This window comes from Janibacter sp. A1S7 (genome assembly GCF_037198315.1).
GTDB classification, from domain to species: Bacteria; Actinomycetota; Actinomycetes; order Actinomycetales; family Dermatophilaceae; genus Janibacter; species Janibacter alittae.
Window position 1 is genome coordinate 1,652,676 of the sequence record NZ_CP144913.1, and the last position, 25,158, is coordinate 1,677,833.

At 69.0% G+C, this 25,158-nt stretch carries 27 protein-coding genes and 1 tRNA gene; 21 read left to right on the top strand and 7 right to left on the bottom strand.

Features of this window, described 5'->3' with window-relative positions:
- Positions 1 to 14: 14 nt before the first annotated feature.
- The 8 genes from V1351_RS07900 (at position 15) to V1351_RS07935 (ending at position 6,914) form a co-directional block, all read left to right on the top strand.
- A complete protein-coding gene (locus V1351_RS07900; protein WP_422389024.1) occupies positions 15 to 890 on the top strand; it encodes a ParA family protein in 876 nt (291 codons plus the stop codon).
- Entirely contained in the window at positions 887 to 1,780 is an 894-nt protein-coding gene (locus tag V1351_RS07905) for a segregation and condensation protein A (protein ID WP_422389025.1), read from the top strand. Before V1351_RS07900 ends, V1351_RS07905 begins: the two co-directional genes overlap by 4 nt.
- Positions 1,773 to 2,426 (top strand): SMC-Scp complex subunit ScpB, encoded by a 654-nt coding sequence (scpB, locus tag V1351_RS07910; protein ID WP_338752373.1) that lies wholly within the window; start codon positions 1,773 to 1,775, stop codon positions 2,424 to 2,426. Before V1351_RS07905 ends, scpB begins: the two co-directional genes overlap by 8 nt.
- The gene (locus V1351_RS07915) at positions 2,423 to 3,349 is read left to right on the top strand and encodes a pseudouridine synthase (RefSeq protein ID WP_338752374.1); all 927 of its coding nucleotides are present in this window, start codon (positions 2,423 to 2,425) and stop codon (positions 3,347 to 3,349) included. The genes scpB and V1351_RS07915 overlap by 4 nt, the downstream gene beginning before the upstream one ends.
- Positions 3,346 to 4,470 (top strand): prephenate dehydrogenase, encoded by a 1,125-nt coding sequence (locus tag V1351_RS07920; RefSeq protein ID WP_338752375.1) that lies wholly within the window; start codon positions 3,346 to 3,348, stop codon positions 4,468 to 4,470. Before V1351_RS07915 ends, V1351_RS07920 begins: the two co-directional genes overlap by 4 nt.
- Positions 4,471 to 4,492: 22 nt before the next feature.
- The gene (gene cmk, locus V1351_RS07925; RefSeq protein ID WP_338752376.1) at positions 4,493 to 5,191 is read left to right on the top strand and encodes a (d)CMP kinase; all 699 of its coding nucleotides are present in this window, start codon (positions 4,493 to 4,495) and stop codon (positions 5,189 to 5,191) included.
- 38 nt (positions 5,192 to 5,229) lie between these two features.
- On the top strand, positions 5,230 to 6,741 hold the full coding sequence (gene der, locus V1351_RS07930) for a ribosome biogenesis GTPase Der (RefSeq protein ID WP_422389026.1): 1,512 nt from the start codon (positions 5,230 to 5,232) through the stop codon (positions 6,739 to 6,741).
- Between the two features lie 99 nt (positions 6,742 to 6,840).
- Positions 6,841 to 6,914 (top strand) — tRNA-Pro (locus V1351_RS07935).
- A 105-nt stretch (positions 6,915 to 7,019) separates the two neighbouring features.
- On the opposite strand, the gene V1351_RS07940 is transcribed toward V1351_RS07935, so the two are convergent.
- Complete coding sequence (locus V1351_RS07940; protein WP_338750181.1) at positions 7,020 to 8,195, bottom strand: IS481 family transposase; 1,176 nt, start codon at positions 8,193 to 8,195, stop codon at positions 7,020 to 7,022.
- Between the two features lie 339 nt (positions 8,196 to 8,534).
- Between V1351_RS07940 and V1351_RS07945 the strand changes: the two genes are divergently transcribed.
- From V1351_RS07945 to V1351_RS07960, 4 genes are read left to right on the top strand one after another with little or no spacing between them, the layout of a single operon-like run.
- Positions 8,535 to 9,932 carry a branched-chain amino acid ABC transporter permease gene (locus V1351_RS07945; RefSeq protein WP_338752380.1) on the top strand — a complete coding sequence of 466 codons (1,398 nt, stop codon included), beginning with the start codon at positions 8,535 to 8,537 and terminating at the stop codon, positions 9,930 to 9,932.
- Between the two features lie 21 nt (positions 9,933 to 9,953).
- On the top strand, positions 9,954 to 10,946 hold the full coding sequence (locus V1351_RS07950) for a branched-chain amino acid ABC transporter permease (protein WP_338752382.1): 993 nt from the start codon (positions 9,954 to 9,956) through the stop codon (positions 10,944 to 10,946).
- Positions 10,947 to 10,989: 43 nt separating this feature from the next.
- Positions 10,990 to 11,862: an ABC transporter ATP-binding protein gene (locus V1351_RS07955; RefSeq protein WP_338752384.1), complete on the top strand. Its 873-nt coding sequence runs from the start codon at positions 10,990 to 10,992 to the stop codon at positions 11,860 to 11,862.
- A complete protein-coding gene (locus tag V1351_RS07960; RefSeq protein ID WP_338752386.1) occupies positions 11,855 to 12,598 on the top strand; it encodes an ABC transporter ATP-binding protein in 744 nt (247 codons plus the stop codon). Before V1351_RS07955 ends, V1351_RS07960 begins: the two co-directional genes overlap by 8 nt.
- Before the next feature lie 93 nt (positions 12,599 to 12,691).
- On the opposite strand, the gene V1351_RS07965 is transcribed toward V1351_RS07960, so the two are convergent.
- Entirely contained in the window at positions 12,692 to 13,945 is a 1,254-nt protein-coding gene (locus tag V1351_RS07965) for an ABC transporter substrate-binding protein (RefSeq protein ID WP_338752483.1), read from the bottom strand.
- A 253-nt stretch (positions 13,946 to 14,198) separates the two neighbouring features.
- On the opposite strand from V1351_RS07965, the gene V1351_RS07970 reads away from it, so the two are divergent.
- Complete coding sequence (locus tag V1351_RS07970; RefSeq protein WP_338752388.1) at positions 14,199 to 15,101, top strand: SDR family oxidoreductase; 903 nt, start codon at positions 14,199 to 14,201, stop codon at positions 15,099 to 15,101.
- Between the two features lie 76 nt (positions 15,102 to 15,177).
- On the opposite strand, the gene nhaA is transcribed toward V1351_RS07970, so the two are convergent.
- On the bottom strand, positions 15,178 to 16,470 hold the full coding sequence (nhaA, locus tag V1351_RS07975) for a Na+/H+ antiporter NhaA (RefSeq protein ID WP_338752390.1): 1,293 nt from the start codon (positions 16,468 to 16,470) through the stop codon (positions 15,178 to 15,180).
- Positions 16,471 to 16,747: 277 nt separating this feature from the next.
- Here nhaA and V1351_RS07980 point away from each other — a divergent pair, with 277 nt between their 5' ends.
- Complete coding sequence (locus V1351_RS07980; RefSeq protein WP_338752392.1) at positions 16,748 to 17,017, top strand: DUF7218 family protein; 270 nt, start codon at positions 16,748 to 16,750, stop codon at positions 17,015 to 17,017.
- 76 nt (positions 17,018 to 17,093) lie between these two features.
- On the opposite strand, the gene V1351_RS07985 is transcribed toward V1351_RS07980, so the two are convergent.
- The 4 genes from V1351_RS07985 to V1351_RS08000 form a co-directional block, all read right to left on the bottom strand.
- The gene (locus V1351_RS07985) at positions 17,094 to 17,483 is read right to left on the bottom strand and encodes an ectoine synthase (RefSeq protein ID WP_185989705.1); all 390 of its coding nucleotides are present in this window, start codon (positions 17,481 to 17,483) and stop codon (positions 17,094 to 17,096) included.
- A gap of 37 nt (positions 17,484 to 17,520) precedes the next feature.
- Positions 17,521 to 18,801 (bottom strand): diaminobutyrate--2-oxoglutarate transaminase, encoded by a 1,281-nt coding sequence (gene ectB / locus V1351_RS07990; protein WP_338752396.1) that lies wholly within the window; start codon positions 18,799 to 18,801, stop codon positions 17,521 to 17,523.
- 54 nt (positions 18,802 to 18,855) lie between these two features.
- Positions 18,856 to 19,284 carry a diaminobutyrate acetyltransferase gene (gene ectA / locus V1351_RS07995; protein ID WP_422389027.1) on the bottom strand — a complete coding sequence of 143 codons (429 nt, stop codon included), beginning with the start codon at positions 19,282 to 19,284 and terminating at the stop codon, positions 18,856 to 18,858.
- Positions 19,285 to 19,497: 213 nt separating this feature from the next.
- Positions 19,498 to 20,643: a MalY/PatB family protein gene (locus tag V1351_RS08000; RefSeq protein WP_338752400.1), complete on the bottom strand. Its 1,146-nt coding sequence runs from the start codon at positions 20,641 to 20,643 to the stop codon at positions 19,498 to 19,500.
- Positions 20,644 to 20,749: 106 nt separating this feature from the next.
- Here V1351_RS08000 and V1351_RS08005 point away from each other — a divergent pair, with 106 nt between their 5' ends.
- The 7 genes from V1351_RS08005 to V1351_RS08035 all read left to right on the top strand — a co-directional run bounded on the left by V1351_RS08005 (position 20,750) and on the right by V1351_RS08035 (position 25,025).
- A complete protein-coding gene (locus tag V1351_RS08005; RefSeq protein ID WP_338752402.1) occupies positions 20,750 to 21,703 on the top strand; it encodes a DUF881 domain-containing protein in 954 nt (317 codons plus the stop codon).
- Positions 21,700 to 22,032, top strand: a complete 333-nt coding sequence (locus V1351_RS08010) for a small basic family protein (RefSeq protein ID WP_338752403.1) — start codon at positions 21,700 to 21,702, stop codon at positions 22,030 to 22,032. Before V1351_RS08005 ends, V1351_RS08010 begins: the two co-directional genes overlap by 4 nt.
- Positions 22,029 to 22,877: a DUF881 domain-containing protein gene (locus tag V1351_RS08015; RefSeq protein ID WP_338752405.1), complete on the top strand. Its 849-nt coding sequence runs from the start codon at positions 22,029 to 22,031 to the stop codon at positions 22,875 to 22,877. Before V1351_RS08010 ends, V1351_RS08015 begins: the two co-directional genes overlap by 4 nt.
- 22 nt (positions 22,878 to 22,899) lie before the next feature.
- Entirely contained in the window at positions 22,900 to 23,289 is a 390-nt protein-coding gene (gene gcvH, locus V1351_RS08020; RefSeq protein WP_338752407.1) for a glycine cleavage system protein GcvH, read from the top strand.
- 79 nt (positions 23,290 to 23,368) lie between these two features.
- Positions 23,369 to 23,821, top strand: a complete 453-nt coding sequence (locus V1351_RS08025; RefSeq protein WP_338752409.1) for an FHA domain-containing protein — start codon at positions 23,369 to 23,371, stop codon at positions 23,819 to 23,821.
- A gap of 2 nt (positions 23,822 to 23,823) precedes the next feature.
- A complete protein-coding gene (locus V1351_RS08030) occupies positions 23,824 to 24,531 on the top strand; it encodes a MerR family transcriptional regulator (RefSeq protein WP_338752411.1) in 708 nt (235 codons plus the stop codon).
- A 20-nt stretch (positions 24,532 to 24,551) separates the two neighbouring features.
- Positions 24,552 to 25,025 (top strand): bifunctional nuclease family protein, encoded by a 474-nt coding sequence (locus V1351_RS08035; RefSeq protein WP_338752413.1) that lies wholly within the window; start codon positions 24,552 to 24,554, stop codon positions 25,023 to 25,025.
- Positions 25,026 to 25,158: the final 133 nt, after the last annotated feature.

Genomic DNA, 25,158 nt, shown 5'->3' on the forward strand with positions numbered 1-25,158 from the left:
CTGTGGCATCCGAGGTGACGCCGCCGCTCGACATCGAGCACGAATGGACCCAGAACGGGCCAACCGGTCGACCCCTGCCCACCTTCCCGGAGCCCCAGCCGCTGGCCTCCCACGGTCCGGCGCGCATCATCGCGATGTGCAACCAGAAGGGCGGGGTCGGCAAGACGACCACGACGATCAACCTCGGTGCAGCACTCGTCGAGGCCGGACGTCGCGTCCTGCTCGTCGACTTCGACCCCCAGGGCGCGCTGTCCGTCGGCCTCGGTGTGCCCACGCACTCACTCGACATCACGATCTACGACCTGCTCGTCTCCCGCGGCCACGAGATCACCGAGATCATCCAGCACACCTCGGTGGAGGGCCTGGACGTCGCCCCGGCCAACATCGACCTGTCTGCCGCCGAGGTCCAGCTCGTCGGGGAGGTCGCCCGCGAGCAGATCCTCACCCGCGTGCTGCGTCCCGTCGTCGACGACTACGACGTCATCCTCATCGACTGCCAGCCCTCCCTCGGACTGCTCACCGTCAACGCGCTCACGGCCGCCCACGGTGTGATCATCCCGCTGGAGACCGAGTACTTCGCCATGCGCGGTGTCGCCCTGCTGGTGGAGACCATCGACAAGATCACCGACCGGCTCAACCCGGCCCTGGTCGTCGACGGGATCCTCGGGACGATGTACGACGGGCGCACGCTGCACAGCCGCGAGGTCATCGAGTCGGTCGTCGAGCACTTCGGGGACAAGGTCTTCCACACCGTCATCTCCCGCACGGTGAAGTTCCCCGACGCCACGCTCGCCGCCGAGCCGATCACCACCTACGCCACCGGCCACTCCGGCGCCAACGCGTACCGACAGCTGGCCCGCGAGCTCATCTCGCGCGGCGGGTCGCCCTGACGGCCGTGGACGGCGCTGACACCGCGGTTCCCGGCGGGGTCATCACCACACGCGGGTCCGAGAAGGCCTTCACCGTCCACCTGGACAACTTCGAGGGGCCCTTCGACCTGCTGCTCGGCCTGATCTCCAAGCACCAGCTGGACATCACCGAGATCTCGCTGGCCAGGGTCACCGACGAGTTCATGGCACACCTGCGGGCACTGCAGGCCAGCGAGCCCGCCTGGGACCTGGGCCAGACCAGTGAGTTCCTGCTCGTCGCCGCGACGCTGCTCGACATCAAGGCGTCCCGGCTGCTGCCCAACACCGGGGAGACCGACGAGGAGGACCTGGAGCTGATCGAGGCCCGGGACCTGCTCTTCGCCCGGCTGCTGCAGTACCGCGCCTTCAAGGACGTCGCCGACCACGTCGAGTCGACCATGGCCACGACGGGCCGGATGACGCCGCGACAGGCCGGGCTCGAGCCGCACCTCGCCACGCTCCTGCCCGAGCTGGTCATGACCGTCACGCCGGAGCAGCTGGCGATGGTGGCCGCACGGACGCTGACCCCCAAGGAGCCGGAGACCGTCGGGGTGACCCACCTGCACGCCTCCGCCGTGAGCGTGCGCGAGCAGGCCCTCCTCGTCGTCGACCGCCTGCGCGCCGAGGGAGCGCTCTCCTTCCGCACGCTGGTGCGGGACGCGGACTCCACCCAGATGGTCGTCGCACGCTTCCTGGCCCTGCTCGAGCTCTTCCGCGACCAGCAGGTCGTCTTCGACCAGCAGGAGGCGCTCGGCGAGCTGGAGGTGCGGTGGACCGGCAGCGACGATGGCACCGTGGAGGTCGGTGCCGAGTTCGACGAAGCGGACGCGTCGCCCCCTTCGCCCGATGATGGAGAGAGCAACGATGAGTGAGTCCACCGACCACGCCGACCCCCCCGAGGGGACGGACGTCGTCCCCGTGCCCGTGGCCGAGGACGTCCAGGTCGCCTTCGACGTCGGCGAGCTGCCCGGGGGAGCGAAGGGGGCGATCGAGGCCGTCCTCATGGTCGTCGAGGAGCCCGTGACCGACGTCGCCCTCGCGTCCGTGCTGGAGCTGCCCGTGGAGGAGGTCCGCACGCTCCTCGAGGACATCGAGGCCCGGTACGCCAGCGGTGACCACGGCTTCACCGTGCGCAACGTCGGCGGTGGGTGGCGCTTCTACAGCCACGCCGCCTACGCGCCGGTCGTCGAGCGCTTCGTGCTCGACGGGCAGCAGGCAAGGTTGACCAGGGCCTCGCTGGAGACCCTCGCGGTCATCGCCTACCGCCAACCGGTCTCGCGGGCCCGCGTCGGCGCGGTGCGCGGCGTCAACGTCGACGGCGTGGTGCGCACCCTGCTCACCCGTGGCCTGATCACCGAGGCCAGCAAGGACGAGGAGTCCGGCGCGACCCTCTACGGCACGACCCCCTACTTCCTCGAGCGGATGGGACTGAACTCCCTGGACGACCTGCCCCCGCTCGCCCCCTACCTCCCCGATGCAGCAGTGCTCGACGATCTCGTGAGTGAGGCCCGCCCATGACCCCGCCCCGCAACCGACGCCCTTCCGGTGGCTCCGGAGCCCCCAGCGGTCGCGGCCCCAACCGCGGCCCGGGCCAGCCCCGCCGTTCCCGACAGGGCCGCCAGCAGACCGATCGCGGCACGACCGGGCGCACCCGGCCCGGGCAGCCGGACCTGGCGCCGCCGGAGCCCAAGGGACCCGAGATCGACGTCCACGACCCCAGGGGCACCCGACTGCAGAAGGTCCTGGCCGCCGCGGGCATCGGCTCCCGGCGGGCCTGCGAGGAGCTGATCACCGATGGCCGCGTGATGGTCGACGGTCACGTGGTCACCGAGCTCGGGGTGCGGATCGACCCCCTCAACCAGACGGTGCACGTCGACGGCGAGCGCGTGCAGCTGGACGAGTCGCGCGTCTACCTCGCCTTCAACAAGCCGGTGGGGGTCGTCACGACGATGTCGGACGAGCTCGGGCGGCTCAACATCGGTGACTACGTCGCGGGACGCCCTGAACGGCTCTTCCACGTCGGTCGGCTCGACGCCGACACCGAGGGCCTGCTCATCCTCACCAACGACGGTGACCTGGCGCACCGCCTCCAGCACCCCGCCCACGGCGTCCTGAAGACCTACGTCGCCGAGGTCCCCGGGCCGGTGGCCAAGGATCTGGGCAAGCGCCTGCGCGAGGGCATCGAGCTCGACGACGGACCGGTCGCGGTCGACTCCTTCCGGATCATCGACTCCCGACCTGGCAAGGCGATCGTCGAGGTGATCCTCCACGAGGGCCGCAAGCACATCGTGCGCCGGATGCTCGAGCAGGTCGGCCACCCGGTGCTCTCGCTGGTGCGCACGCAGGTCGGCCCGATCACGCTCGGCTCGACGAAGTCGGGTCGGTGGCGACCGCTCAACCGCAACGAGATCGGTCAGCTGTACAAGGCTGCGGGGCTGTGACGACCTCGGCCGAGCCGAAGGGGGCCGCCTCCGGGCTTCCGCCGGTCCACGTCATCGGCACCGGCCTGATCGGCACGAGTGTCGGGTTGGCACTGCGGGCGACCGGCGTCGACGTCTCCCTCGAGGACCAGTCCGAGACCTCGGTGGCCCTGGCCCGTGACCTGGGGGCCGGGCGGATCACCGGCGAGGTGGCCCCCGGGCTGGTGGTCGTCGCGACGCCCCCCGACGTCGCCCCCACGCTCGTGCAGGAGGCGTTGCGCAGGTGGCCGGAGGCGGTCGTCACCGACGTCACGTCGGTCAAGCAGGTCGTGCTCGCCGACATCGTGCGGTCCGGGGTGCCGATGGACCGGTACGTGGGCTCCCACCCGATGGCCGGTCGCGAGCGATCGGGCGCGATCAGCGGCCGTGCCGACCTGTTCGAGGGCCGGGCGTGGGTGCTCTGCCCGCACGAGACCACGCAGTCCCGGGCCACCGAGCTCGTGGGCCGTCTCGCCCGGGCGACCGGCGCAGCGGTGAGCACGCTCAGCCCGCACGACCACGATGCCGCCGTCGCCGCCGTCTCGCACGTGCCGCAGGTGGCGGCCTCCCTCGTCGCCGCGCGTCTGGAGCACCTGAGCGAGCAGGCCATCGGGCTCGCCGGTCAGGGGGTGCGGGATGTCACCCGGATCGCGGCCAGCGACCCCGGGCTGTGGACCCAGATCCTCTCCGGCAATGCTCCGGCCGTCGCCGCGATCCTGCGCGACCTCTCCGCGGACGTCACCCGGGTGGTCGCCGCACTGGAGGCCCTGGGCGGGGAGGCGAACGTCGCCGACGCGCCCGGGGCCCGTGCCGTCCTGGCGCGTAGCATCGCCGACGGCAACGCCGGGCACTCGCGCATCCCGGGCAAGCACGGGGCCGGCACGGCGACGTATGCGGTCGTCAGCGTCGTCGTCGACGACAGTCCCGGCGAGCTGGCCCGCCTCCTCGCCGAGATCGGTGAGGAGGGCGTCAACCTCGAGGACCTGCGCCTCGACCACGGCATCGGCCTGCCGTTCGGGCTGGCCGAGGTCCACGTGCTGCCCCAGGTCGCCGGACCCCTGACCGAGGCGCTGCAGTCCCGGGGTTGGCAGATCCACGGCTGAGCAGCGACTAGGCTGACCCCTCGTGACCAGCCAGCCCACCCCCTTCGTCATCGCCGTCGACGGACCCTCCGGATCCGGTAAGTCGAGTGTCTCGAGGGCCGTCGCCGGCACCGTCGGCGCCGGCTACCTGGACACCGGGGCGATGTACCGGGCACTGACCTGGTGGTGCCTGCACGACGAGGTCGACCTGCAGGACCCCGAGGCGATCAGCGCGGCAGCCTGGTCACTGCCGCTGGAGATCGGTGACGACCCGAGGGCACCCACGGTGCACGTCGGGGGGCGCGATGTCGGCGAGGAGATCCGCAGCAGTGGGATCTCATCGCAGGTCTCGCGCGTGGCCACCGTGCCGGCGGTGCGCACCGAGATGCAGCGACGCCAGAGGGCCCTCATCGAGGACATCGCGGCGCGCCGGGGCGCCTGCGTCGCCGAGGGTCGTGACATCACCACCGTCGTCGCTCCCGAGGCTCCCGTGCGCATCCTGCTCACCGCGAGTGAGGAGGCCCGACTGCGTCGCCGCTCGCTCGAGGTGCACGGCGCCAGTGACGAGGCCGCGATCGCCGCCACGCGCGACCAGGTCGTGCGGCGGGACCGGGACGACTCGACCGTCTCGCAGTTCACCGTCGCCGCCGACGGGGTGGTCGTCGTCGACACCTCGGACCTGGACTTCGACGGCTCGGTCGAGGCGGTGCTGACCGTGGTCCGCGCCGCCCGTGCGGGCTGACGCCCACGCATCCGGTCATCCTCGCGATGACTGCGACAATGGGCATTCCCACCGATTTCACCAGGAGCACCGTGGACACCACCCCCGAGCCGACCGACGCTGACCACGATCAGCATGCCCAGGGCATCGACCGCGTCCTGCGCGCAGGTCTGGACGACTTCGAGCTGACGCCGGAGGACCGGGCGCTCATCGACGGCTTCCAGGAGTCGACCGACGACGCGCCCACCGGTCCCCGTCCCGTCGTCGCGATCATCGGGCGGCCCAATGTCGGCAAGTCGACCCTGGTCAACCGCATCCTGCGGCGCCGCGAGGCCGTCGTGGAGGACACCCCGGGTGTCACCCGCGATCGTGTGGCCTATGACGCGGAGTGGGCCGGTCGCGACTTCACGCTGCTCGACACGGGCGGCTGGGAGATCGGTGTCGAGGGGATCCACCTGCGGGTGGCCGAGCAGGCCGAGGTCGCGATCGAGATGGCCGACGTGGTCCTCTTCGTCGTCGACGCGATCGTCGGTGCCACCGATGACGACGAGGCGGTCGTGAAGTTGCTGCGTCGCTCCGGCAAGCCGGTCGTGCTCGTCGCCAACAAGGTCGACGACCAGCGCTTCGAGGCCGATGCCGCTGCCCTGTGGAACCTCGGACTCGGCGAGCCGATGCCCTTGTCCGCGCTGCACGGCCGGGGCAGTGGTGACGTCCTGGACGCCGTGCTCGACGTGCTGCCGCAGGTCTCGGCCACGGGCCGCGCGCCCCTGCCGGGAGGACCCCGCCGAGTGGCCCTCGTGGGCCGCCCGAACGTGGGCAAGTCCAGTCTGCTCAATCGCCTGGCGGGGGAGGAACGGGTCGTCGTCGACGACGTCGCGGGGACCACCCGTGACCCCGTCGACGAGATCATCGAGCTCGGCGGCCGGCCGTGGAACTTCGTCGACACCGCGGGGATCCGACGACGCGTCCACCAGACGCGGGGCGCCGACTTCTACGCCTCGCTGCGCACCCAGGCGGCGCTGGAGAAGGCGGAGGTCGCGGTCGTGCTCATCGACACCCACGAGTCGATCACCGAGCAGGACCTGCGCATCATCAGTCAGGTGGTCGAGACCGGCCGTGCTCTGGTCATCGCCTACAACAAGTGGGACCTGCTCGACGAGGAGCGACGCTACTACCTCGAGAAGGAGATCGACCGGGAGCTCGTCCGCGTCACCTGGGCACCGCGCGTGAACGTCTCCGCCCTGACCGGTCGCCACGTCGACAAGCTGACGCCCGCGCTGGACACGGCCCTGCAGTCGTGGGACCGCCGCATCCCGACCTCCCGGCTCAACGGGGTCCTCGGCGAGATCGTGGCCGGTCATCCGCACCCCGTGCGCGGCGGCAAGCAACCGCGGATCCTCTTCGCGACCCAGGCGTCCACCCGCCCGCCCCGATTCGTCATCTTCACCTCGGGCTTCCTCGAGGCCGGCTACCGCCGCTTCCTGGAGCGGCGACTGCGTGAGGAGTTCGGCTTCGAGGGCAGCCCGATCGAGATCTCGGTGAGGGTGCGGGAGAAGCGCCGTCGGCGGTGAGCGACGCTGCGGCAGTGGGCGTCCCGGACACCCTGCGGGTCGATTGGGACGGCGTGGCACGCGTGGGATAAGGTGACGTGGCTCCTGACGGAGCAGCCACGGGCTGTGGCGCAGTTTGGTAGCGCACGTGACTGGGGGTCACGGGGTCGCAGGTTCAAATCCTGTCAGCCCGACCGGTGTCCTGAGTCGCGACATCGTTTACACGGTGTCGCGACTCAGGACTTTTTTGTAGGTTCGCGGGGCTTGTCGTCGATGTCGCGACTCATCGGTGTCAACGATCAGGTGGGTGGTCGGGTGGCTGGTTGGTAGTCGCGGGTGGGGTCGATGTGGTGTTCGGCCAGGATTTCTGCGGTTTCTGCGTGGCTGGTGATCACGTGGTCATCGTGGATGAGTAGGAGCACGGGTTGGCCTGCCAGGGCGCGTCCGAGGCCCAGGTGACGCATCTTTCCGGCGTAGCGCAGGGACACGGTCCCGGCGGCGGCGATTTTGTCCGTGCGGGTGCGCCATTCGGGGTCATGCGCTGGGGTGGCGGGAGTGGCTTTGGTCTGTGCGGTGTAGGCGGTCGCGGGGGTGCGTCGGCCGATGGAGCGGTGCGGGCGTTGGTGGTTGTACCAGTGGGCGAACTCGTCCAGGAGGGCTTGCAATTCGGTGGTGGTGGACGGTGCCGGTCGGGGGCGTAGCCACTTCTTGAGGGTCTGGTGGAAGCGTTCGATCTTGCCCTGGGTCTGCGGGTGGCCGGGGTGCCCGTTCTTCTGCTCGATGTGGTGGGCTTGCAGGAGCTTCTCGAAGCCATTGCGGCCACCCGTGCGGCCGGCCAGGCGAGCGGTGAAGACCAGCCCGTTGTCGGTCAGGGTCGAGGCCGGTACGCCGTGGGTGTCGATCAGTTCTTGCAGTGCGGCCACGACCATGGGCCCGCTGTAGGCAGATGCGGCACGCAGGAACAGCAGGTAGCGGGAGTGGTCGTCCAGGAAGTCCAAGACGTCCACGCGGGTGCCATCAGCGAGGAAGCAGTAGGTGATGTCGGCCTGCCAGCACCCGTTGGGCAGGTCTGCCTCGAAGCGGATGTAGGAGGACTTCGGGCGCTTCTTCGGCTCCGGGACCACCAACCCCTCAGCGTGCAGGATCCGCCGGATCGTGGAGGTCGACGGCGCCATCAACCCCTCATCGCGCAGGTGCCAAGCAATGGTTTCCGGGCCGGCGTCCGCGCCGTCGGCGTGGAGCTGACGACGCAACTGGACAATCCGCCCGTGCACCGCCTGACTCGTGGTCCCCGGTCGTGACTTCGGTGCCTTGCTGCGCGGTGCCAGTCCTTGCGGGCCATCGGCCCGGTACCGAGTCACCAGCGTGTGCACCCACTGACGCGTGACCCCGAACCGCGCCGCGGCCTGCGCGACCGTCAACCCCTGATCCAGCACCGACCGCACGATCACCTGATTCTTCTCACGAGAGTTCATCACCAATCGTCCGCGCCGCGCGAGCGTCAACGATGACCCGACTCACCGGTCAACGATCACCGACCTGAATCTGTCAACGATGACCCGACTCACCCATCACCGGTCATCGACACCCGCCACGACCTAACCTGTCAACGATGTCGTGAACCTAAACACTGTCAGCCCGACCGATCCGCCCTCGATCTGCACCTGCAGATCGAGGGCGTTCTCGTGCCGGGACGGGGAAATCGCCGAGTAAGGTCACAGTCAGGTGACTGTCCAGCATCCGGGCACCAGATCTCCTGCTGTGACGCTACGCTCCACACCGTCACGAACAACGATGTTTCCGGAGGACAGCACGTGCGAACGCGCCTTGCGGTGGCCTTTGCGGCGCTGCTCTTCACCCTCTTGGTTGCGCCCGCTGCGTGGGCGAGCACCGGTCTGACCACGGCCTCGCTCGTTGCCGACGAGCCGACCGGCGTGGGGATCACCGGCACCCTGCGGGGGCCGGATCGCGAGCCCGTGGAGGGCGTCACGTTGACCGCCTCCGCTGACGGGAGCGAGGTCGGGACCGCGACCACGGACGCCGAGGGGGAGTGGCGCATCGAGGTGCCCGAGCCGGCCACCTACTCGGTCGCCCTGGATCTCGACACGCTGCCCAAGGGCCTGAAGACACGCGAGAAGGGGGGCGATGAGCTCCCCGAGGTGCAGGTCAGGTCCGGCCGGGACTCGACCGTGATCTTCGCGCTCATCGCCAGCGGTGACCAGCAGGAGTCAGCAACACCGACGACGTCTGCGACGCCATCAGGTGACGAGGGGACATCGGACCCGGACCAGGCAGCGTCCGGCTCGTCCGGCACCAGCGGTAGCGGGTTCACCGGCCGCTTCCTCCAGCTCGTCGTCGAAGGGGTGAAGTACGGCACGATCATCGCCATCACCTCGGTGGGGCTGTCACTCGTCTTCGGGACGACCGGACTGATCAACTTCGCGCACGGGGAACTGGTCACCCTCGGTGCCATCGCTGCCTTCTTCTTCTCCGCCGGGGCCTTCGACCTCCCCCTCGTCCTGGCTGCCGTCCTCGCCATCATCATCGGCGGAGGCGCGGGTGCCGCGCTCGAACGCGGGTTGTGGCGGCCGTTGCGGCTGAAGGGCACCGGTCTGATCCAGATGTTCATCATCTCGATCGGTGTCTCGCTCTTCCTGCGGCACCTGCTCCTGGTCCTCTACGGCGGCAGACGTCAGCAGTACGACCAGTACGCGCTGCAGACGGAGATCGACATCGGTCCGGTCTCGATCACGCCCCGGGACCTCACGGTGACGATCATCGCGGTCCTCGTCATCATCGGCGTCGGGCTGATGCTCCAGCGCACGCGCATCGGCAAGGCCATGCGCGCCGTCTCCGACAACCGTGATCTGGCCGAGTCATCGGGCATCGACGTCAACCGAGTGATCCTCTTCGTGTGGATCCTCGGTGGTGGGCTGGCCGCGCTCGGTGGCGTCTTCTACGGACTGACCACCGCCGTCTACTGGGACATGGGGTTCAACCTGCTGCTGCTGATGTTCGCCGGTGTGATCCTCGGTGGCCTCGGGAGTGCCTTCGGCGCCGTGGTCGGAAGTCTGGTCGTCGGTCTCGTGGCCCAGCTGTCGACGCTCTGGTTCCCCACCGAGCTGCAGAACGCCTGGGCGCTACTGGCTCTCATCATCGTCCTGCTCGTGCGCCCCCAAGGGATCCTTGGTCGGGCCGAGCGCGTCGGTTAGACCGGCGAGTCAAGGAGAGAAATGGACTGGCCCAGCATCATCGGCAACGCCGTTCGCGGAATGTTCGGACCCGAGGCGGCGATCTTCGCCCTGTCCGCGATCGGGCTCAACATCCACTTCGGGTACACCGGCCTGCTCAACTTCGGTCAGGTGGGCTTCATGCTCGTCGGGGCCTACGGCGTCGCCGTCTCGGTGGCCACCTTCGGGTGGTCGATGTGGGTCGGAGTGCTCGTGGGCATCGCCTGCGCGGTCGTCCTCGCCCTCATCCTGGGGCTGCCGACCCTGCGACTACGGGGCGACTACCTGGCGATCGCCACCATCGCCGCGGCCGAGGTGCTGCGCTACTTCTACCGGTCGAGCACACTCGAGCCGCTCACCGGCGGTGTCTACGGCCTGCGCCAGTTCGCCGGCGAGTTCTTCGCCATCAACCCCTGGGCCGAGGGGTCCTACGGTTTCGGTCAGGTCACCTTCGATCACCGCTCGATGTGGGTGATGACGGTGGGGTGGGGTCTGGTCGCGCTGGGCTGCATCATGGTCAAGCTGCTCATCAGCAGTCCCTGGGGGCGCGTGCTGCGCTCCGTGCGCGAGGACGAGCTCGCGGCCCGCAGCCTGGGCAAGAGCGCCTACAGCTTCAAGCTGCAGAGCCTCGTGCTCGGCGGCGCCCTGGGTGGCCTTGCCGGAGTCCTCATGGCGATCAGTGCCCAGTCGGTCCAACCGGACAGCTACGACCCGAAGGTGACCTTCTACCTCTACACCATCGTCATCCTCGGCGGAGCGAGCCGGGTGATGGGTCCGGTGCTGGGGTCGATCCTCTTCTGGTTCATCGTCACCTTCTTCGACGCGTTCCTGCGCAACGCGACGGCCTCCGGTCTCATCCCCTCGAGCGTCCTCGACAGCGGCGACGTCGGCGCCGCCCGGTTCCTCCTCGTCGGCCTCGGGCTGGTCCTGCTGATGGTGTACCGACCAGCCGGGATCCTCGGAGACCAGAAGGAGCTGAGGCTCGATGTCCGATGACCGGGAACACGGCGCCGCAGACGGGCCGAAGGGGGATCCGACGATGAATGATGCACCGACCGTGGGGGCCGCCCAGCTCGTGGACGTGCGTCCGGAGCCGGGGGTCGCCAAGCCTGACGCTATCTTCGTCGCCGACGACGTCGTGCGCAGATTCGGCGGGCTGACGGCGGTCGATGTCGACCACCTCGAGATCCAGAGGGGCACGATCACCTCACTCATCGGCCCCAACGGGGCCGGGAAGTCGACGTTCTTCAACGTCGTCTCCGGGTTCGACTCGCCGGACGGCGGAACCTGGAGCTTCCAGGGCTCGGACGTCTCGAAGCTTCCCGCCCACCGGGTGGCGCGGCGGGGGATGGTCCGCACCTTCCAGCTGACGAAGGCCCTGACCCGGCTCACCGCACGCGAGAACCTCATGCTCGGGGCCACCCAGCAGGTGGGGGAGCGCTTCATCCCCGCTCTGCTGAGGTTCCCGTGGAGGTCGCAGGAGGCCACGATCGGCGTGCGGGCCGATGAGCTGCTCGAGCGCTTCAACCTGTCCCACATGCGCGACGAGTTCGCCGGGACCATGTCCGGTGGCCAGCGCAAGCTGCTGGAGATGGCCCGTGCCCTGATGGTCGAGCCGACGATGATCATGCTCGACGAGCCCATGGCAGGTGTGAACCCGGCACTGACCCAGTCACTGCTCGGTCACATCCAGGCCCTGCGGGACGAGGGGATGACCATCGTCCTCGTCGAGCACGACATGGACGTCGTGATGGGGATCAGCGACTGGGTGACCACCTTCGCCCAGGGCAGACTCATCGCAGAGGGACGCCCCGATGACATCCGACGGGACAGCGCCGTCATCGACGCCTACCTCGGGGCACACCGAAGCCTGCCCCAGGTACGGGACGAGAAGGAGACCGACGATGGATGACAGCGATGCCCCCCGGCCGACGGTTCTGACCGCGGTCGACCTCGTGGCCGGGTACATCCCCGGCGTCGACATCCTGCGCGGGTGCAATGCCCGCGTCGACCAGGGCGAGCTCGTCGGGGTCATCGGACCCAACGGCGCCGGGAAGTCGACCCTGATCAAGGCCATGTTCGGTCTGGTGCCCGTGACCGGTGGCAAGGTGCTGCTGGCCGAGAAGGACATCACGTCCTTGCCGGCGCACGCCATGGTCTCCGAGGGGATCGGGTACGTCCCGCAGAACAACAACGTCTTCCCGTCCCTGACCGTCGGGGAGAATCTCGAGATGGGCATGTACCTGCGGCCCAAGGAGTTCGGTACGCGATTCACCGAGGTGAGCGAGATCTTCCCGCTGCTGTCCGAGCGGAGGAACCAGAAGTGCAGCTCGCTCTCGGGTGGCGAACGACAGGTGGTCGCCATGGGGCGCGCCCTGATGACCGGCCCGGCGGTGCTCCTCCTGGACGAGCCTTCGGCAGGTCTCTCGCCGATGATGCAGGACGCCGTCTTCGAGTCGGTGCTGACGATCAACCGCTCCGGTGTCTCCATCCTGATGGTCGAGCAGAACGCCACGAACTGCCTGGAGATCTCCGACCGGGCCTACGTCCTCGACCAGGGCCAGAACGCGTACACGGGGACGGGGCAGGAGCTGCTCCACGACCCGAAGGTCATCGAGCTCTATCTCGGGACACTCGCGCGCATCTGAGCAACATCCAACCGCTCGTACCCACAACGGGCGAAGGGCCCGACCGCACGATGCGGTCGGGCCCTTCGAGATGCAGCCCGCGGCTGCGTGGACTCACTCCGGGGAGACTTCCTGGACCTTGACGGTCTTGAGATCGCCCTTGTCGTTGAAGGTGTAGACCTCGATCGAGGCCGCGCCCGGCTCTCCGTCATCGGTGAAGTCCAGGGGGCCGCTGGCGCCCTGGTAGTTGATGTCGGTGCCGTCCTCGATGAGCGCCTTGCAGTCCTCGAAGGAGGAGCACTCCTCACCGTCCTTGGTCACCCCGTCGACCTCGTCCTTGAAGTCGGTCGGGTCGGTGCTGTCCGCCTGCTCGGCAGCCAACGCGATGATGTTGACGCAGTCGAACACCTGCGGCGCGAACTGCGTCTCCTCCAGGTCCGGTGCGAACTCCTTCAGGCCCTTCAGGAAGGCCTCGTTGGCCGCGGACGCCGGTGCGGTCCCCTTCATGCCGGACAGGACGCTGGGGTCCTTCTTGTTCACCAGTTCCGGCAGCTCCTCGCTGCGCAGCCCGTCCGCGCCGTAGAGGCCGACCTTGTCGGTGGTCAGACCCGACTCCACCAGGCCGGACAAAATCTGCTTGCCCTCCTCGAAGGCAACCAGCACGACCGCATCCGGCTTCGCGCCGACAACCTTCTGGACGACGGCGTCGAAGTTGGTCGCCTTCGGGTCGTACATCTCCTTGGTGGCGATCGTCGCACCGGAGCTCTCGAGCGCCTCGGCTGTGGCGTCCACCAGACCCTTGCCGTAGTCGTCGGCGCGACCGACCAGCGCGACGTTGCTGTACCCGTCACCGATGATCGTCTCGGCCAGCACCGGACCCTGCATCGCATCCGAGGGTGCGGTGCGGAAGTAGTACCCGTCGTCCTGGTAGCCGGTGAAGGTCGGCGCCGTGTTGGAGCCGGAGCACTGCACGACCTGCGATCCGGTGATCTTGTCGATGATCGCCAAGGACATGCCCGATGCGGCTGCCCCGATGATGGCGTCCACGTCCGCGTTCAGCACGCGCTCGGCGGACTGGGAGGCGATGGCCGCCGTATCGGCCTCGTCACCGCTGACGAGCTCAGGGATGTCCTGCCCCAGGACGCCGCCGGCATCGTTGATCTGGCTGATGGCGTACTTGGACGCCTGGATCTGGGGCGGCCCGAGGAAGGCGAGCTGTCCGGTCTCCGGGAGCACGTAACCGAGCTTCAGGGGTTCACTCGACCCGCCATCGCCGCCCGAACCGCCGCCGTCTCCATCACCGCCCCCACCGCAGGCCGATAGCACCAGCAGCGCAGCCGCTGTGACACTGAGCGTCTTCGTGCGCATGCTCACACGCATACGTTCTCCTTAGACAGACTGCCGAGGGTCCTGCCGGCATCGTTGCCGGCGTGACCCTTCCCCGGCCATGTTGGTGCCGGCACGCTAGCACCCGCAGACGGCCACGGCGCCCGTTGTGCTCCACCTGTGACCCGCTCGAGACCTGCAGGTCGGGTAGGGCGGATCAGCAGCCGGTTTCTCCTCCCTGCCGAGCGGGTAGATCGGTGCAGCAGCGCCCTCGGACAGCAGCAGGAGGCAAGCCATGAACGAGTCCACCCTCAGCACGAAGGCCGCGGCGATGGCGACCGGTGAGGACGGCGGCTTCCCCGCCCAGCAACAGCAGCTGCCGGGCTCGACCGATCGGATGGAGCCCGTCCCGGACCACGGCGAGGAGACCTGGGTGGGTACCGGTCGGCTCCGGGGGATGCGGGCACTGATCACCGGCGGTGACTCCGGGATCGGCCGAGCCGTGGCCATCGCCTTCGCCCGGGAGGGTGCCGACGTCGCTCTCTCGTACCTACCGGAGGAGCAGGACGACGCGGAGACGACGGCGGCGTGGGTCCGCCGGGCCAGCCGTGCGGTCGTCCTGTGCCCGGGTGACCTGCAGAACCAGCACACCTGCGCAGAGGTGGTCGAGAAGGCCGTCTCCGGTCTGGGTGGCATGGACGTCCTCGTGAACAACGCAGGGGTGCAGATGGCTCGCGACCACGGCATCGAGGACATCTCCGACGAGCGCCTGGACCGGGTGTTCAAGACCAACCTCTACGCGCTCTTCTGGATGACCCGGGCAGCCCTGAAGCACCTCACGCGTGGCGCGTGCATCATCAACACCAGCTCCATCCAGGCATTCGAGCCCTCACCGGCGCTACTGGACTATGCGTCGACCAAGGCAGCGATCAACAACTTCACCGTCAACCTGGCGGCCGAGGTGGGGCAGCGTGGGATCCGGGTCAACGCCGTCGCCCCCGGCCCGATCTGGACCCCTCTGCAGCCGGCCACGCAACCCGAGGACAAGATCAAGGCCTTCGGCGCGGACACACCCCTCGGACGAGCCGGGCAGCCCGGCGAGGTCGCCGGCGCCTTCGTCTTCCTAGCCTCACCGGCCGAGGCCGGCTACGTCTCCGGCACGGTCCTGGGGGTCACCGGCGGCAAGCCCGTCTTCTGATGGGTTCACGAGGCCGCTGACGGGGGGGTCCACCCGATGTGGACACGACGCCCCCTACGTCGGCGGCGTCGCCTGCTCAGGAGCCGGCGGTCTCGGTCTGCGAGGTTGCTGATTTCAGCTGGCGGCCGCGGACGCCGAGGATGACGGCACCGAAGACAGCAGCGACGAAGGAGCCCATGAGGACGCCGATCTTCACGTGTTCGTCGGCGACGCTGGAGCTGCCGAAGGCGAGCTCTCCCACGAGGAGCGAGACCGTGAAGCCGACACCGGCGACGAAACCCATCCCGACCATTTCCGGCCACCGCAGGGACGGATCCAGCTGGAAGGACGGCAACCGGCTGAGCACGAAACTGGTCCCGACGATGCCGACCGGCTTGCCGACGACGAGTCCCACGATGATGCCTAGGGTGATCGGGTCCGCCAACGCCTTGGACATCCCCTCGAGGCCCCCCACCGTGACGCCCGCCGAGAAGAAGGCGAAGACCGGGACGGCGACCAGGGTGGAGAAGATGCCCCACTGGTCAGCCAGGTAGGCAGTGAATCCGTTGTAGATCGGCTCCCCGTCCTCGGTCGTGGTGGTGCTCACCCGGGCTCGTGCCGTGGCCACCACCGGGACGGTGAAGCCGAGGAGGACTCCGGCGACGGTGGCGTGGACCCCGGAGAGGTGCACCAGGGCCCAGGTCGCCGCTCCCAAGGGCGCCAGGAGCCACCAGGTGAGCACCCCGCGCTGGACGAGGACCGTGAAGAGGGCCAGGGGGACAAGAGCGAGAAGCAACCACTGCAGCTGCAACCCCTGGGCGTAGAAGACCGCGATGATCGTGATCGCAATGAGGTCGTCGACGATCGCCAGGGTGAGCAGGAAGACCCGCAGGGCGGACGGGAGACCACGTGCGACGACGGCCAGGACCGCGACGGCGAAGGCGATGTCGGTGGCCGTCGGGATCGCCCATCCCTGGAGCGCCTCGCCACTGCTGGATCTGGCGATGAGGGTGTAGATCACCGCCGGGACGACCACCCCGCCGACGGCGGCGGCGATCGGCAGTGCTGCGGTCTTGGGGTCCCGCAACTTCCCGGCGACGAACTCCTCCTTCAGCTCCAGACCGACGACGAAGAAGAAGATCGCCAGCAGCCCGTCGGCTGCCCACTGCCCCACGGACAGGTCGAGGTGGAGTGCCGCCGGGCCGATCTTGGTGTCCCGCAGGGCCTCGTACATGTCGACGGCGGGAGTGTTGGCACAGACGAGGGCGAAGACCGTGGCAGCGAGCAGCAACCCGCCGCCGAAGGCATCGCTGCGGGCGCTCTCGCGTACCCCCCTCCACAACTCGTGCGGGGCAAGACTGCTTTTCGAGGAGGTCTCGGGATCGGTCATGTGGAGCACGACCTCCGGGGAGTGCGGGATTGCGTTGTGGGGGCGGTCACAGGGCGAGTGTAGGGGTTGGTGCTCGCGGGTGGAGGCAGCGACGTGGCACCGGGCGGCGTGGTGCGGGGCGGGTCACGGCACGACGTGGGTACCGGGAGACCACGGACGGCGCCGGTTCGTCACCTCACCAGGAGTGGGTAACCCCTGGGCCCCGTGGAGGCGAGTGCATGGCCCGGCTCGGTGTGGGTAGGACGCTCCTGCACCCACCGGAAGGACGGTCACCACGATGCCCGAGGACAAGCCCGGACCCAGCGTCAAGGACGACGAGCTCTACGAGGAGCTGCGGGACGAGGGAGACAGCAAGGAGAAGGCGGCCCGGATCGCCAATGCCGCGGCTGCCTCGTCCAGGTCGGACGTCGGCCGGAAGGGCGGCGAGTCCGGCTCCTACGACGACTGGACGGTCGACGACCTGAAGGAGCGGGCCCGGGAGCTCGACATCGAGGGCCGCTCGAGGATGGACAAGGCCGAGTTGATCGAGGCTCTGCGGAACCACTGAACCACTGAACCACGGTCGGTACGGACGGCGACGGGGGCGAACCGGCCGGTTCGCCCCCTTCGCCATCACGTCGTGATCAGTCCTCCGTGAGGACCGGGTAGACGCCGTTCTCGTCGTGGACCTCTCGGCCCGTGACCGGCGGGTTGAACACGCACGCGCAGTGGATGTCCTCCTCGACGGTCACGGTGTGCTTGTCCGCGTCGTCGAGCAGGTACATCACGCCCGGCTCGAGCGGGTACGTCTCGCCGGTGTCGCGGTCGGTCAGCGTCCCCTTGCCCTGGTAGACGTACACGGCCTCGACGTGGTTGGCGTACCAGAAGTCGGACGACGTGCCGGCCTTGAGGATGGTGATGTGGAAGCTGAAGCCGACCTTGTCCTTGGCCAGGACCATGCGGCGGCTCTGCCAGTTGCCGTGGACGACGTCGTACTCGGTGCCGTCGAGGTCGTTGACGTTCACAACCTTCATGTGGATCCTCCTTCGGTAGTGGTGGTGGGGATGGAACTCAGGCGCCGGCTCGGGCGGGGGCGCCCAGGACCTCGCGTGCAGCGTCCTCGAGCAGGTCCAGGCCGTCGGCGAACTGATCTTCGGTGATGGTCAACGGCGGCATGATCTTGATGACCTCGTCGGAGGAGCCCGAGGTCTCGATGAGCAGCTTGCGCTGGAACGCGGCCGCGGCGATCTTGTCGGCGGCGTCGAGGTCGGCGAAGGCGACACCGGAGAGCAGACCGCGTCCACGGACCGCGCTGCCTTCCGCCAGCCCGGCGATGACCTCGAGACGTGTGTGCAGCTGCTCGGACCGCGCGGCGATGTTCTTCTCGAGCTCGTCATCGGCCCAGTACGTGCGCAGCGCCTTCGCGCCGGTGACGAAGGCCGGGTTGTGCCCGCGGAAGGTGCCGTTGTGCTCGCCGGGCTCCCAGTCGTCGATCTCCGGCTTGATCAGCGTCAGTGCCATCGGGAGACCGTAGCCCGAGATGGACTTGCTCAGGGTGATGATGTCCGGGTCGAGGCCGAAGTCCTCGAAGGAGAAGAACTTGCCGGTGCGGCCGCAGCCGGCCTGGACGTCGTCGACGATCAGCAGCACCTCGTGCTCGCGGCAGAGCTCCTGCAGCTCCTTGAGCCACTGGCCACGTGCGGCGTTGAGACCGCCCTCGCCCTGCACGGTCTCGACGATGACCGCGGCGGGACGGCTGTGGCCGGAGCTGCTGTCGGCCCAGATGCGCTTGAGCCAGGCGAAGTCGGACGTCTCGCCGTCGATGTAGTCGTCGTACGGGGCAGCCGTCGCGTGGTAGAGGGGGGTGCCGGCCCCGCTGCGCTTGAAGGCGTTCCCAGTCACGGCCAGGGAGCCCAACGTCATGCCGTGGAAGGCATTGGTGAAGGAGACGATGTCCTCGCGACCGGTTGCCTTGCGGGCGGTCTTCAGCGCGGTCTCGACGGCGTTGGTACCGGTGGGGCCGGGGAACTGGATCTTGTGGTTCATGCCCCGCGGGGTGAGGATCAGGTCGGTGAAGGTCTCGAGGAACTCACGCTTGGCCTTGGTGTACATGTCCATCGAGTGGGTGACGCCGTCGCCGGAGATGTACTCCAGGAGGACGTCCTTGAGGATGTCGTTGTTGTGCCCGTAGTTGAGGGCACCGGCACCGGAGAAGAAGTCGGTGTAGCGCTCTCCGTCCTCGGTGTACTGGTACGGGCCCTTCGCGGTGTTGAACACGACGGGCCAGTTGCGGCAGTAGCTGCGCACCTCGGACTCGCGTGTGGTGAAGATGTCGGTGGCGGGGTTGCTCATGGAAGGTCCTTCCTCGTCAGAGGCTCGGGAGTGGGGAAGTCGTCGGGGTGGGGGTCAGAACGGTCCGATGCGGTGCAGCACCTCCGGCTCGTGTCCCTCGTCGGGGAAGTGCTCGCGCACGAAGAGGTCGGCCTCCTGGTGGCTCGCGTCGCGCCTGCGGGCGAAGGCAGCGAACAGCGCACGGGAGGCGGCGTTGTCGTCGGTGATCGTCGTCTCGAGCGTGGTCATGCCCGGCACGGTGTCGGCGAGGTGGTCGAGCATCCGGCCGGCCAGTCCGTGCCCGCGCTGCTGGGCGTCGACGGCAACCTGCCACACCATCAGGGTGTGTGGTGCGTCGGGACGGATGTAACCGCTCACGAACCCGACGACCTCCTCGTCACGCACGGCCACGACGCTCGTCGTGGCGAAGTCCCGCGCCCACAACAGGTAGGCGTAGGAGGTGTTGAGATCGAGCGTCTGGGAGTCCTTGGCCACGCGCCACATGGCGCCACCGTCCGAGATGGTCGGCTGGCGCAGGACGAAGAGGGGCTCGTCGGAGGGCTTCTGGTCTTCTGCTGCGTCGGGGGTCACCTGTTTCAACCTAACGTGACCTGCGCACAGATCAAGTCGATGCCCGGCCGCCATGACGAAAGCCACCGCGCGCCAGCCGAATTCGACCGATCGTGAGACAGGCCACGCAGCCGGCCGGGTGGGCATTCACCGGGCCGTCCGCTGGTCGAGGCCGTGCCCCATCCTGCGCACGGCCTCGACGAGCACCTCCGGCGAGGCGGCGAAGTTCAGGCGGGCGTGGCCGCGACCCGCCCCGAAGGGCAGGCCCGAGTTCAGGGCGACGCGTCCGTGTCGGACGAAGTGGTCCGCCGGGTCGTCGCCGAGCCCGAGCGGCCGACAGTCCAGCCACGCGAGGTAGGTCGCCTGCCCCGGGCGCCAGCGCACGTCCGGCAGGTGGTGCGCCATCAGACCGCCGAGGAGGGACCGGTTCGCAGCAAGGTCCGAGACCAGGTCGGCCAGCCAGCCCTGGCCCTCGTCCATCGCCGCGATGTGTGCTCGTACGGCCACGTGGCTCGCGGTGTAGGCCAGGTCCGCGGGGACCCGACCGATCGCTGCGGACGCGCCGGGCCCGCCCACGACCGCCGCGGCCTTGAGACCGGCGAGATTCCACCCCTTCGCCGGCGAGATGACGCTCAGCGCCCCGGCCGCCTGCGGGATCGACAGGACCGGGGTGAACTGGGCCCCGGGCAAGACGAGCGGCGCATGGACCTCGTCGCTGATGATCGCCACGCCGTACCGCTCGGCGGCACGGGCCAGGTCGGTCAGCTCCTCCACGGTGGGGACGGTGCCGGTGGGGTTGTGCGGATTGGACAGCAGGACGGCGCCGCGACCGGGGGCGGAGGCGAACGCCGCCTCCAGTGCCGGCACGTCCAGACGGCCGTCGGCGGTCAGGGCGACGGGGACCCTCTGCCTGCCGTTCCCCGCCACCACGGAGTGGAACGGCGGGTAGACCGGCACTGTGATGTAGACGGGGTCCCCGGGATCCGTCATCGCGATGATCGCCCCCTTGACCCCACTCATGGCATCGGTGACCAACGCCATCCGGGAGGGGTCCGTCGGCGTGGACCATCGGGCGTACCACCGGGCCACCGCTTCGAGGTAGGGACCCGCGACGGGATAGCCGAGGTCCCCGTCGGCGACGACCCGTCGGATCTCGTCGGCGATGGGCGGTGCGGGCAGGACGTCCATCTCGGCGACCCACAACGGCAGGACGTCCGGGTCGTAGTGCTGCCACTTGATGCTGGTGCGCCGTCGACAGGTGGACTCGTCGTGGATGAGGACATGACGATGCATGTCCTCACTCTTCCACCGCCGACCACCACCTAGTCTGGGCAGGTGCGCACGTACGAGTGGTCCGGGTGGTCCGCGAGGGCCCCCCGGCGGGGGAGAGGGGCCTCTCGTGCGACCTGACGAGCCGACCCCTCCCGTCGACGACAGCGCGCCGGACGACGTCGGGACGAAGGGGGTGTCCCCGCCCGGTCGTCGAGCGGACGCCTCGATGACGCTGATCACCTCGATGCTCGAGCGTCCGCTGGACCCCGGCTACGCCGCTGCTGCCGAGAGGCGGGAAGCGGCCGGGCTACCGCGGTCCAGCGGGACGCGGCGCCCCATGCTGATCGCCTGGGTGCTCGTCATCGGCCTGATGATCGGCGTGAGCACAGCCAATCTGCGGGGCGACGACGGGGCACGTGGCGATGCGCGTGCACAGCTGATCGAGCAGATCGAGGACCGGCAGGAGGAGGTCGATGGCCACGACGAGCGGATCCGGGAGCTGCGGACGCAGATCAGCACGGCCACGGCCCTGCTCGACCCCGACCTCGCCGGAGACCGACACGTCGGGATCCGTGTCGCCAGTGGACTCGTCCCCGTCGAGGGGCCCGGCCTGCGCGTCACCCTCGACGACGCACCCGGCGCCGGCACCAGTGCCGACGGCGACCCGCGCACCGGGCTCAACGACGAGGGCCGGGTCCGCTCCAAGGACCTGCAGCTGATCACCAACGGCCTGTGGAGCGCCGGGGCGGAGGCGATCGCCGTCAACGGGCAACGGCTGACGTCCAGGACCGCCATCCGTTTCGCGGGCGAGGCGATCCTCGTCAACTTCCGTCCGCTGACCCGTCCGTACACGATCGAGGCGATCGGCGACCCCGAGCAGATGCAGACCACCTTCGCCGAGAGCGCGGCCGGGTCCTACCTGACCGGTCTGCGCAACAACTACGGCATCCTGACCACACTGACCACGCAGAACGACCTCGACCTGCCCAGCGCCACCAACATCCGCACCCACGCGGCGACGGCCATCCCCCCGGGGGCGACGCCGCCTGCGGTGACCCCCCGGAAGAAGGAGACCCCATGATCCCCGCATTCGGTCTGGTGGTCGGGATCGTCCTCGGCCTCATCCTCCAGCCCGATGTCCCCGTGTGGATGCAGCCATACCTTCCGATCGCGGTCATCGCCGCCCTCGACGCCGTCTTCGGCGCCGTGAGGGCCACGCTGGACGGCATCTTCAACGACAAGGTCTTCGTCGTCAGCTTCCTGTCGAACGTGCTCGTGGCCGCATTCATCGTCTTCCTGGGCGACCAGCTCGGTGTGGGCTCGCAGATGTCGACCGGCGTCGTCGTCATCCTCGGCGTACGCATCTTCTCCAACGTGGCGTCCATCCGGCGGCACCTCTTCAGGGCATGAGCGACGACGTGACCGACAGCGAGGTGCCTGACCCGCAGACGCCGGTGGGCGGTGACGACGTGCCCCCGAAGGGGTCGAAGGTGCCCTCGGGCGGCCCAGCGGACAACGGCACGAAGGTCTCATGGCGACGGGTCTACCGGATGGCACGGCCGCGCGTGACGCGGGCCAACGTCTTCGCGCTCCTGCTGGCCTCGTTGCTGGGCTTCGCCCTGGCCACCCAGGTGCGGCAGACGCAGGCACAGGGCCTGGAGGACCTGCGCCAGGACGAGCTCGTGCGCATCCTCGACGACGTCACCCAGAACGGCAGTCGTCTCGACGACGAGATCGCCGAGCTCGAGGAGACGCGGGACCGCCTCGCCGACAGCGAGGGCAACTCGCCCGAGGCGCTCGCTGCCGCGAAGGAGCGCGCAGACACACTCGGCATCCTCGCGGGCACGCTGCGGGCGACCGGACCCGGGATCACCCTGATCATCGAGGACCACGGTGGGGAGGTCGACGCGGCGACGCTGCTGGACGCCGTGCAGGAGCTGCGCGACGCCGGCGCCGAGGCGATGCAGGTCGGCGACACCCGGATCATCGCCAGCACGTGGTTCCGGGACGGCGAGGAGGGCATCGTCGTGGACGGCCAGACGCTCAAGCCGCCGTACACCTTCGTCGTCATCGGTGACCCGCAGACGATGAGCTCCGCCATGGAGATCCCCGGCGGTGTCACCGAGTCGGTTCGCAGCAAGGGTGGCGAGGTGACGGTGCACGAGTTCTCGTCGATCAACGTCGAGGCGTTGCACTCCAATTCATCGCCTCGTTACGCTCAGCCACACCCGGAGCCGACGGACGGCCTGAAGTGAGCCGGGACGACGAAGGAGAACGATGAGCGACGCCACCTACCCCGAGGACCTCAGGTACAGCAGCGACCACGAGTGGGTTGCGACCACGGAGTCCGGTCGGGTGCGTGTGGGCATCACCCACTACGCCCAGGAAGCGCTCGGAGATGTGGTGTACGTCAGCCTCCCCGAGGTCGGTGACACGGTCGCGGTCGGGGACTCCTGCGGAGAGGTCGAGTCCACCAAGTCCGTCAGCGATCTGTACGCCCCCCTCGCCGGTACGGTCACCGCCGTCAACGAGGCGTTGGACGCGACGCCGGAGCTGGTCAACACCGCCCCCTACGCCGAGGGCTGGATGTACGAGCTCGAGCTCGCCGAGGGGACCGACACCTCCGGCCTGCTCGACGCTGCGGCCTACCGCGCCGAGATCGACTGACGGCATCTGTTCCCGGCCGGTCCCGACGGGGGGCCGGTCACGTAGGCTTGGCCCAAGACACGACTGGAGGGAGCGCTGGATGAGCGGCAACGAGAACGACCAGCCCGCACGACAGGACCCGGCGACTCAGCGATTCACCGGGATCGAGAGCAGCGCGCCAGCCGACCTGCCGGACTCCGACTACCACCTCAGCCGCGAGGAGCAGGCGACGGTGGACGCGCTGCACCCGGGGACTGCTCTGCTGGTCGTCCTGCGTGGCCCCAACACCGGTGCTCGCTTCCTGCTCGACGACGCCGAGGTCACGACCGGTCGCGGACCGGACCGCGACATCTTCCTCGACGACGTCACGGTCTCGCGCAAGCACGCGGTCTTCTCGCGCGAGGATCAGGGTTTCGGCGTGCGCGACGTGGGCTCCCTCAACGGGACCTACGTGAACAAGGAGCGGATCGACCAGGCGGCGCTGCGTACGGGCGACGAGGTGCAGATCGGCAAGTTCCGCCTCGTCTACTACGCCAGCGCAGCGACCAGCTGACGGTGCCCGACGAGCGCATCGGGATCGGCGCCGTCATCGCGCATCTCGAGGATGACTTCCCCGATGTCACCATCTCCAAGGTCCGCTATCTGGAAGCCGTGGGACTGATCAGTCCCACGCGTACCGCGTCCGGGTACCGGAAGTTCTCCCGGGCCGACGTCGAGCGTCTGCGCTTCGTGCTTGCTGCCCAGCGGGACCGGTTCTGGCCGTTGCGGGTCATCCGTGAGCGACTCGACGCCATGGATCGGGGTCTCAGCGTCGACGACGACGGTGACATCGCTGCCCCGCCGGAGCAGGCGCAGGAGCACATCCGTCTTGAGCCACCCCCGGCGCGGTCGCGCCCCCTTCGCCTCACCGCGGTGGAGTTGCAGCAGGGCGCCCGCATCGACACGGCGACCTTCCGGGAGCTCATCTCCTACGGGTTGCTCCCCAAGAGCAGCGAGTACTACGGCCATGCCGATCTCGAGGTGGCTCGTGCCTCCGGTGCCCTGGTGGCGGCCGGGATCGACGTGCGTCACCTTCGTCCCTTCAAGAGTGCCGCCGAGCGCGAGCTCGGTCTGGCCGAGCACGTCCTGGGGCAGCAGGCACTGCAGGGGCGGGCCGCCGGCGCCGAGGGGCTCGACGATGAGACCGTGGCCAGGCGCGTCGTCGAGGACTGCCTCGACCTCCACATGGCACTCGTGCGCCGGGGACTGCAGGAAAAGGAGTGAGCGAGGGATACGCTGGGGGTGTGAAGTTGCTCGACGTCCTCGGAGTCCGGGTGGAGATGCCGACCTCCCAGCCGATCGTGCTCCTGCGCGAGCGCGACGGAGGGCGACGCGTGCCCATCTGGATAGGTGCCGCGGAGGCCACGGCGATCGCCTACGCCCAGGAGGGTGTGGAGCCGCCACGACCGTTGACCCATGACCTGCTCGTCGACGTCGTGGCAGCAGTGGGGCGTGAACTGGTGACGGTGCGGATCGATGCGGTCCTCGAAGGCGTCTTCCATGCCACCCTCGTGCTCGACGACGGGACCGAGATCTCTGCGCGGACCTCCGACGGTGTCGCGCTGGCGCTGCGCACCGGGGCCGAGATCGTCGCCACCGATCAGGTCCTGGACGAGGTCGGCATCGAGTCCTCGGACGATGACGAGGACGAGGTGGCCAAGTTCAAGGAGTTCCTGGACGAGGTCTCCCCGGAGGACTTCGAGGAACCCGGGACATAGGTCCGCAGCGGTCTCGACGTGGACCGGCCACGAGGTGCGTCCACCCCGCCGCGACCTGATCGTTACCGACACGCGAGCCGTTCGCCGCGGGGGTGTTTGACGCCCTCCCTGCGTCGCCGTAGCGTCGAAGACA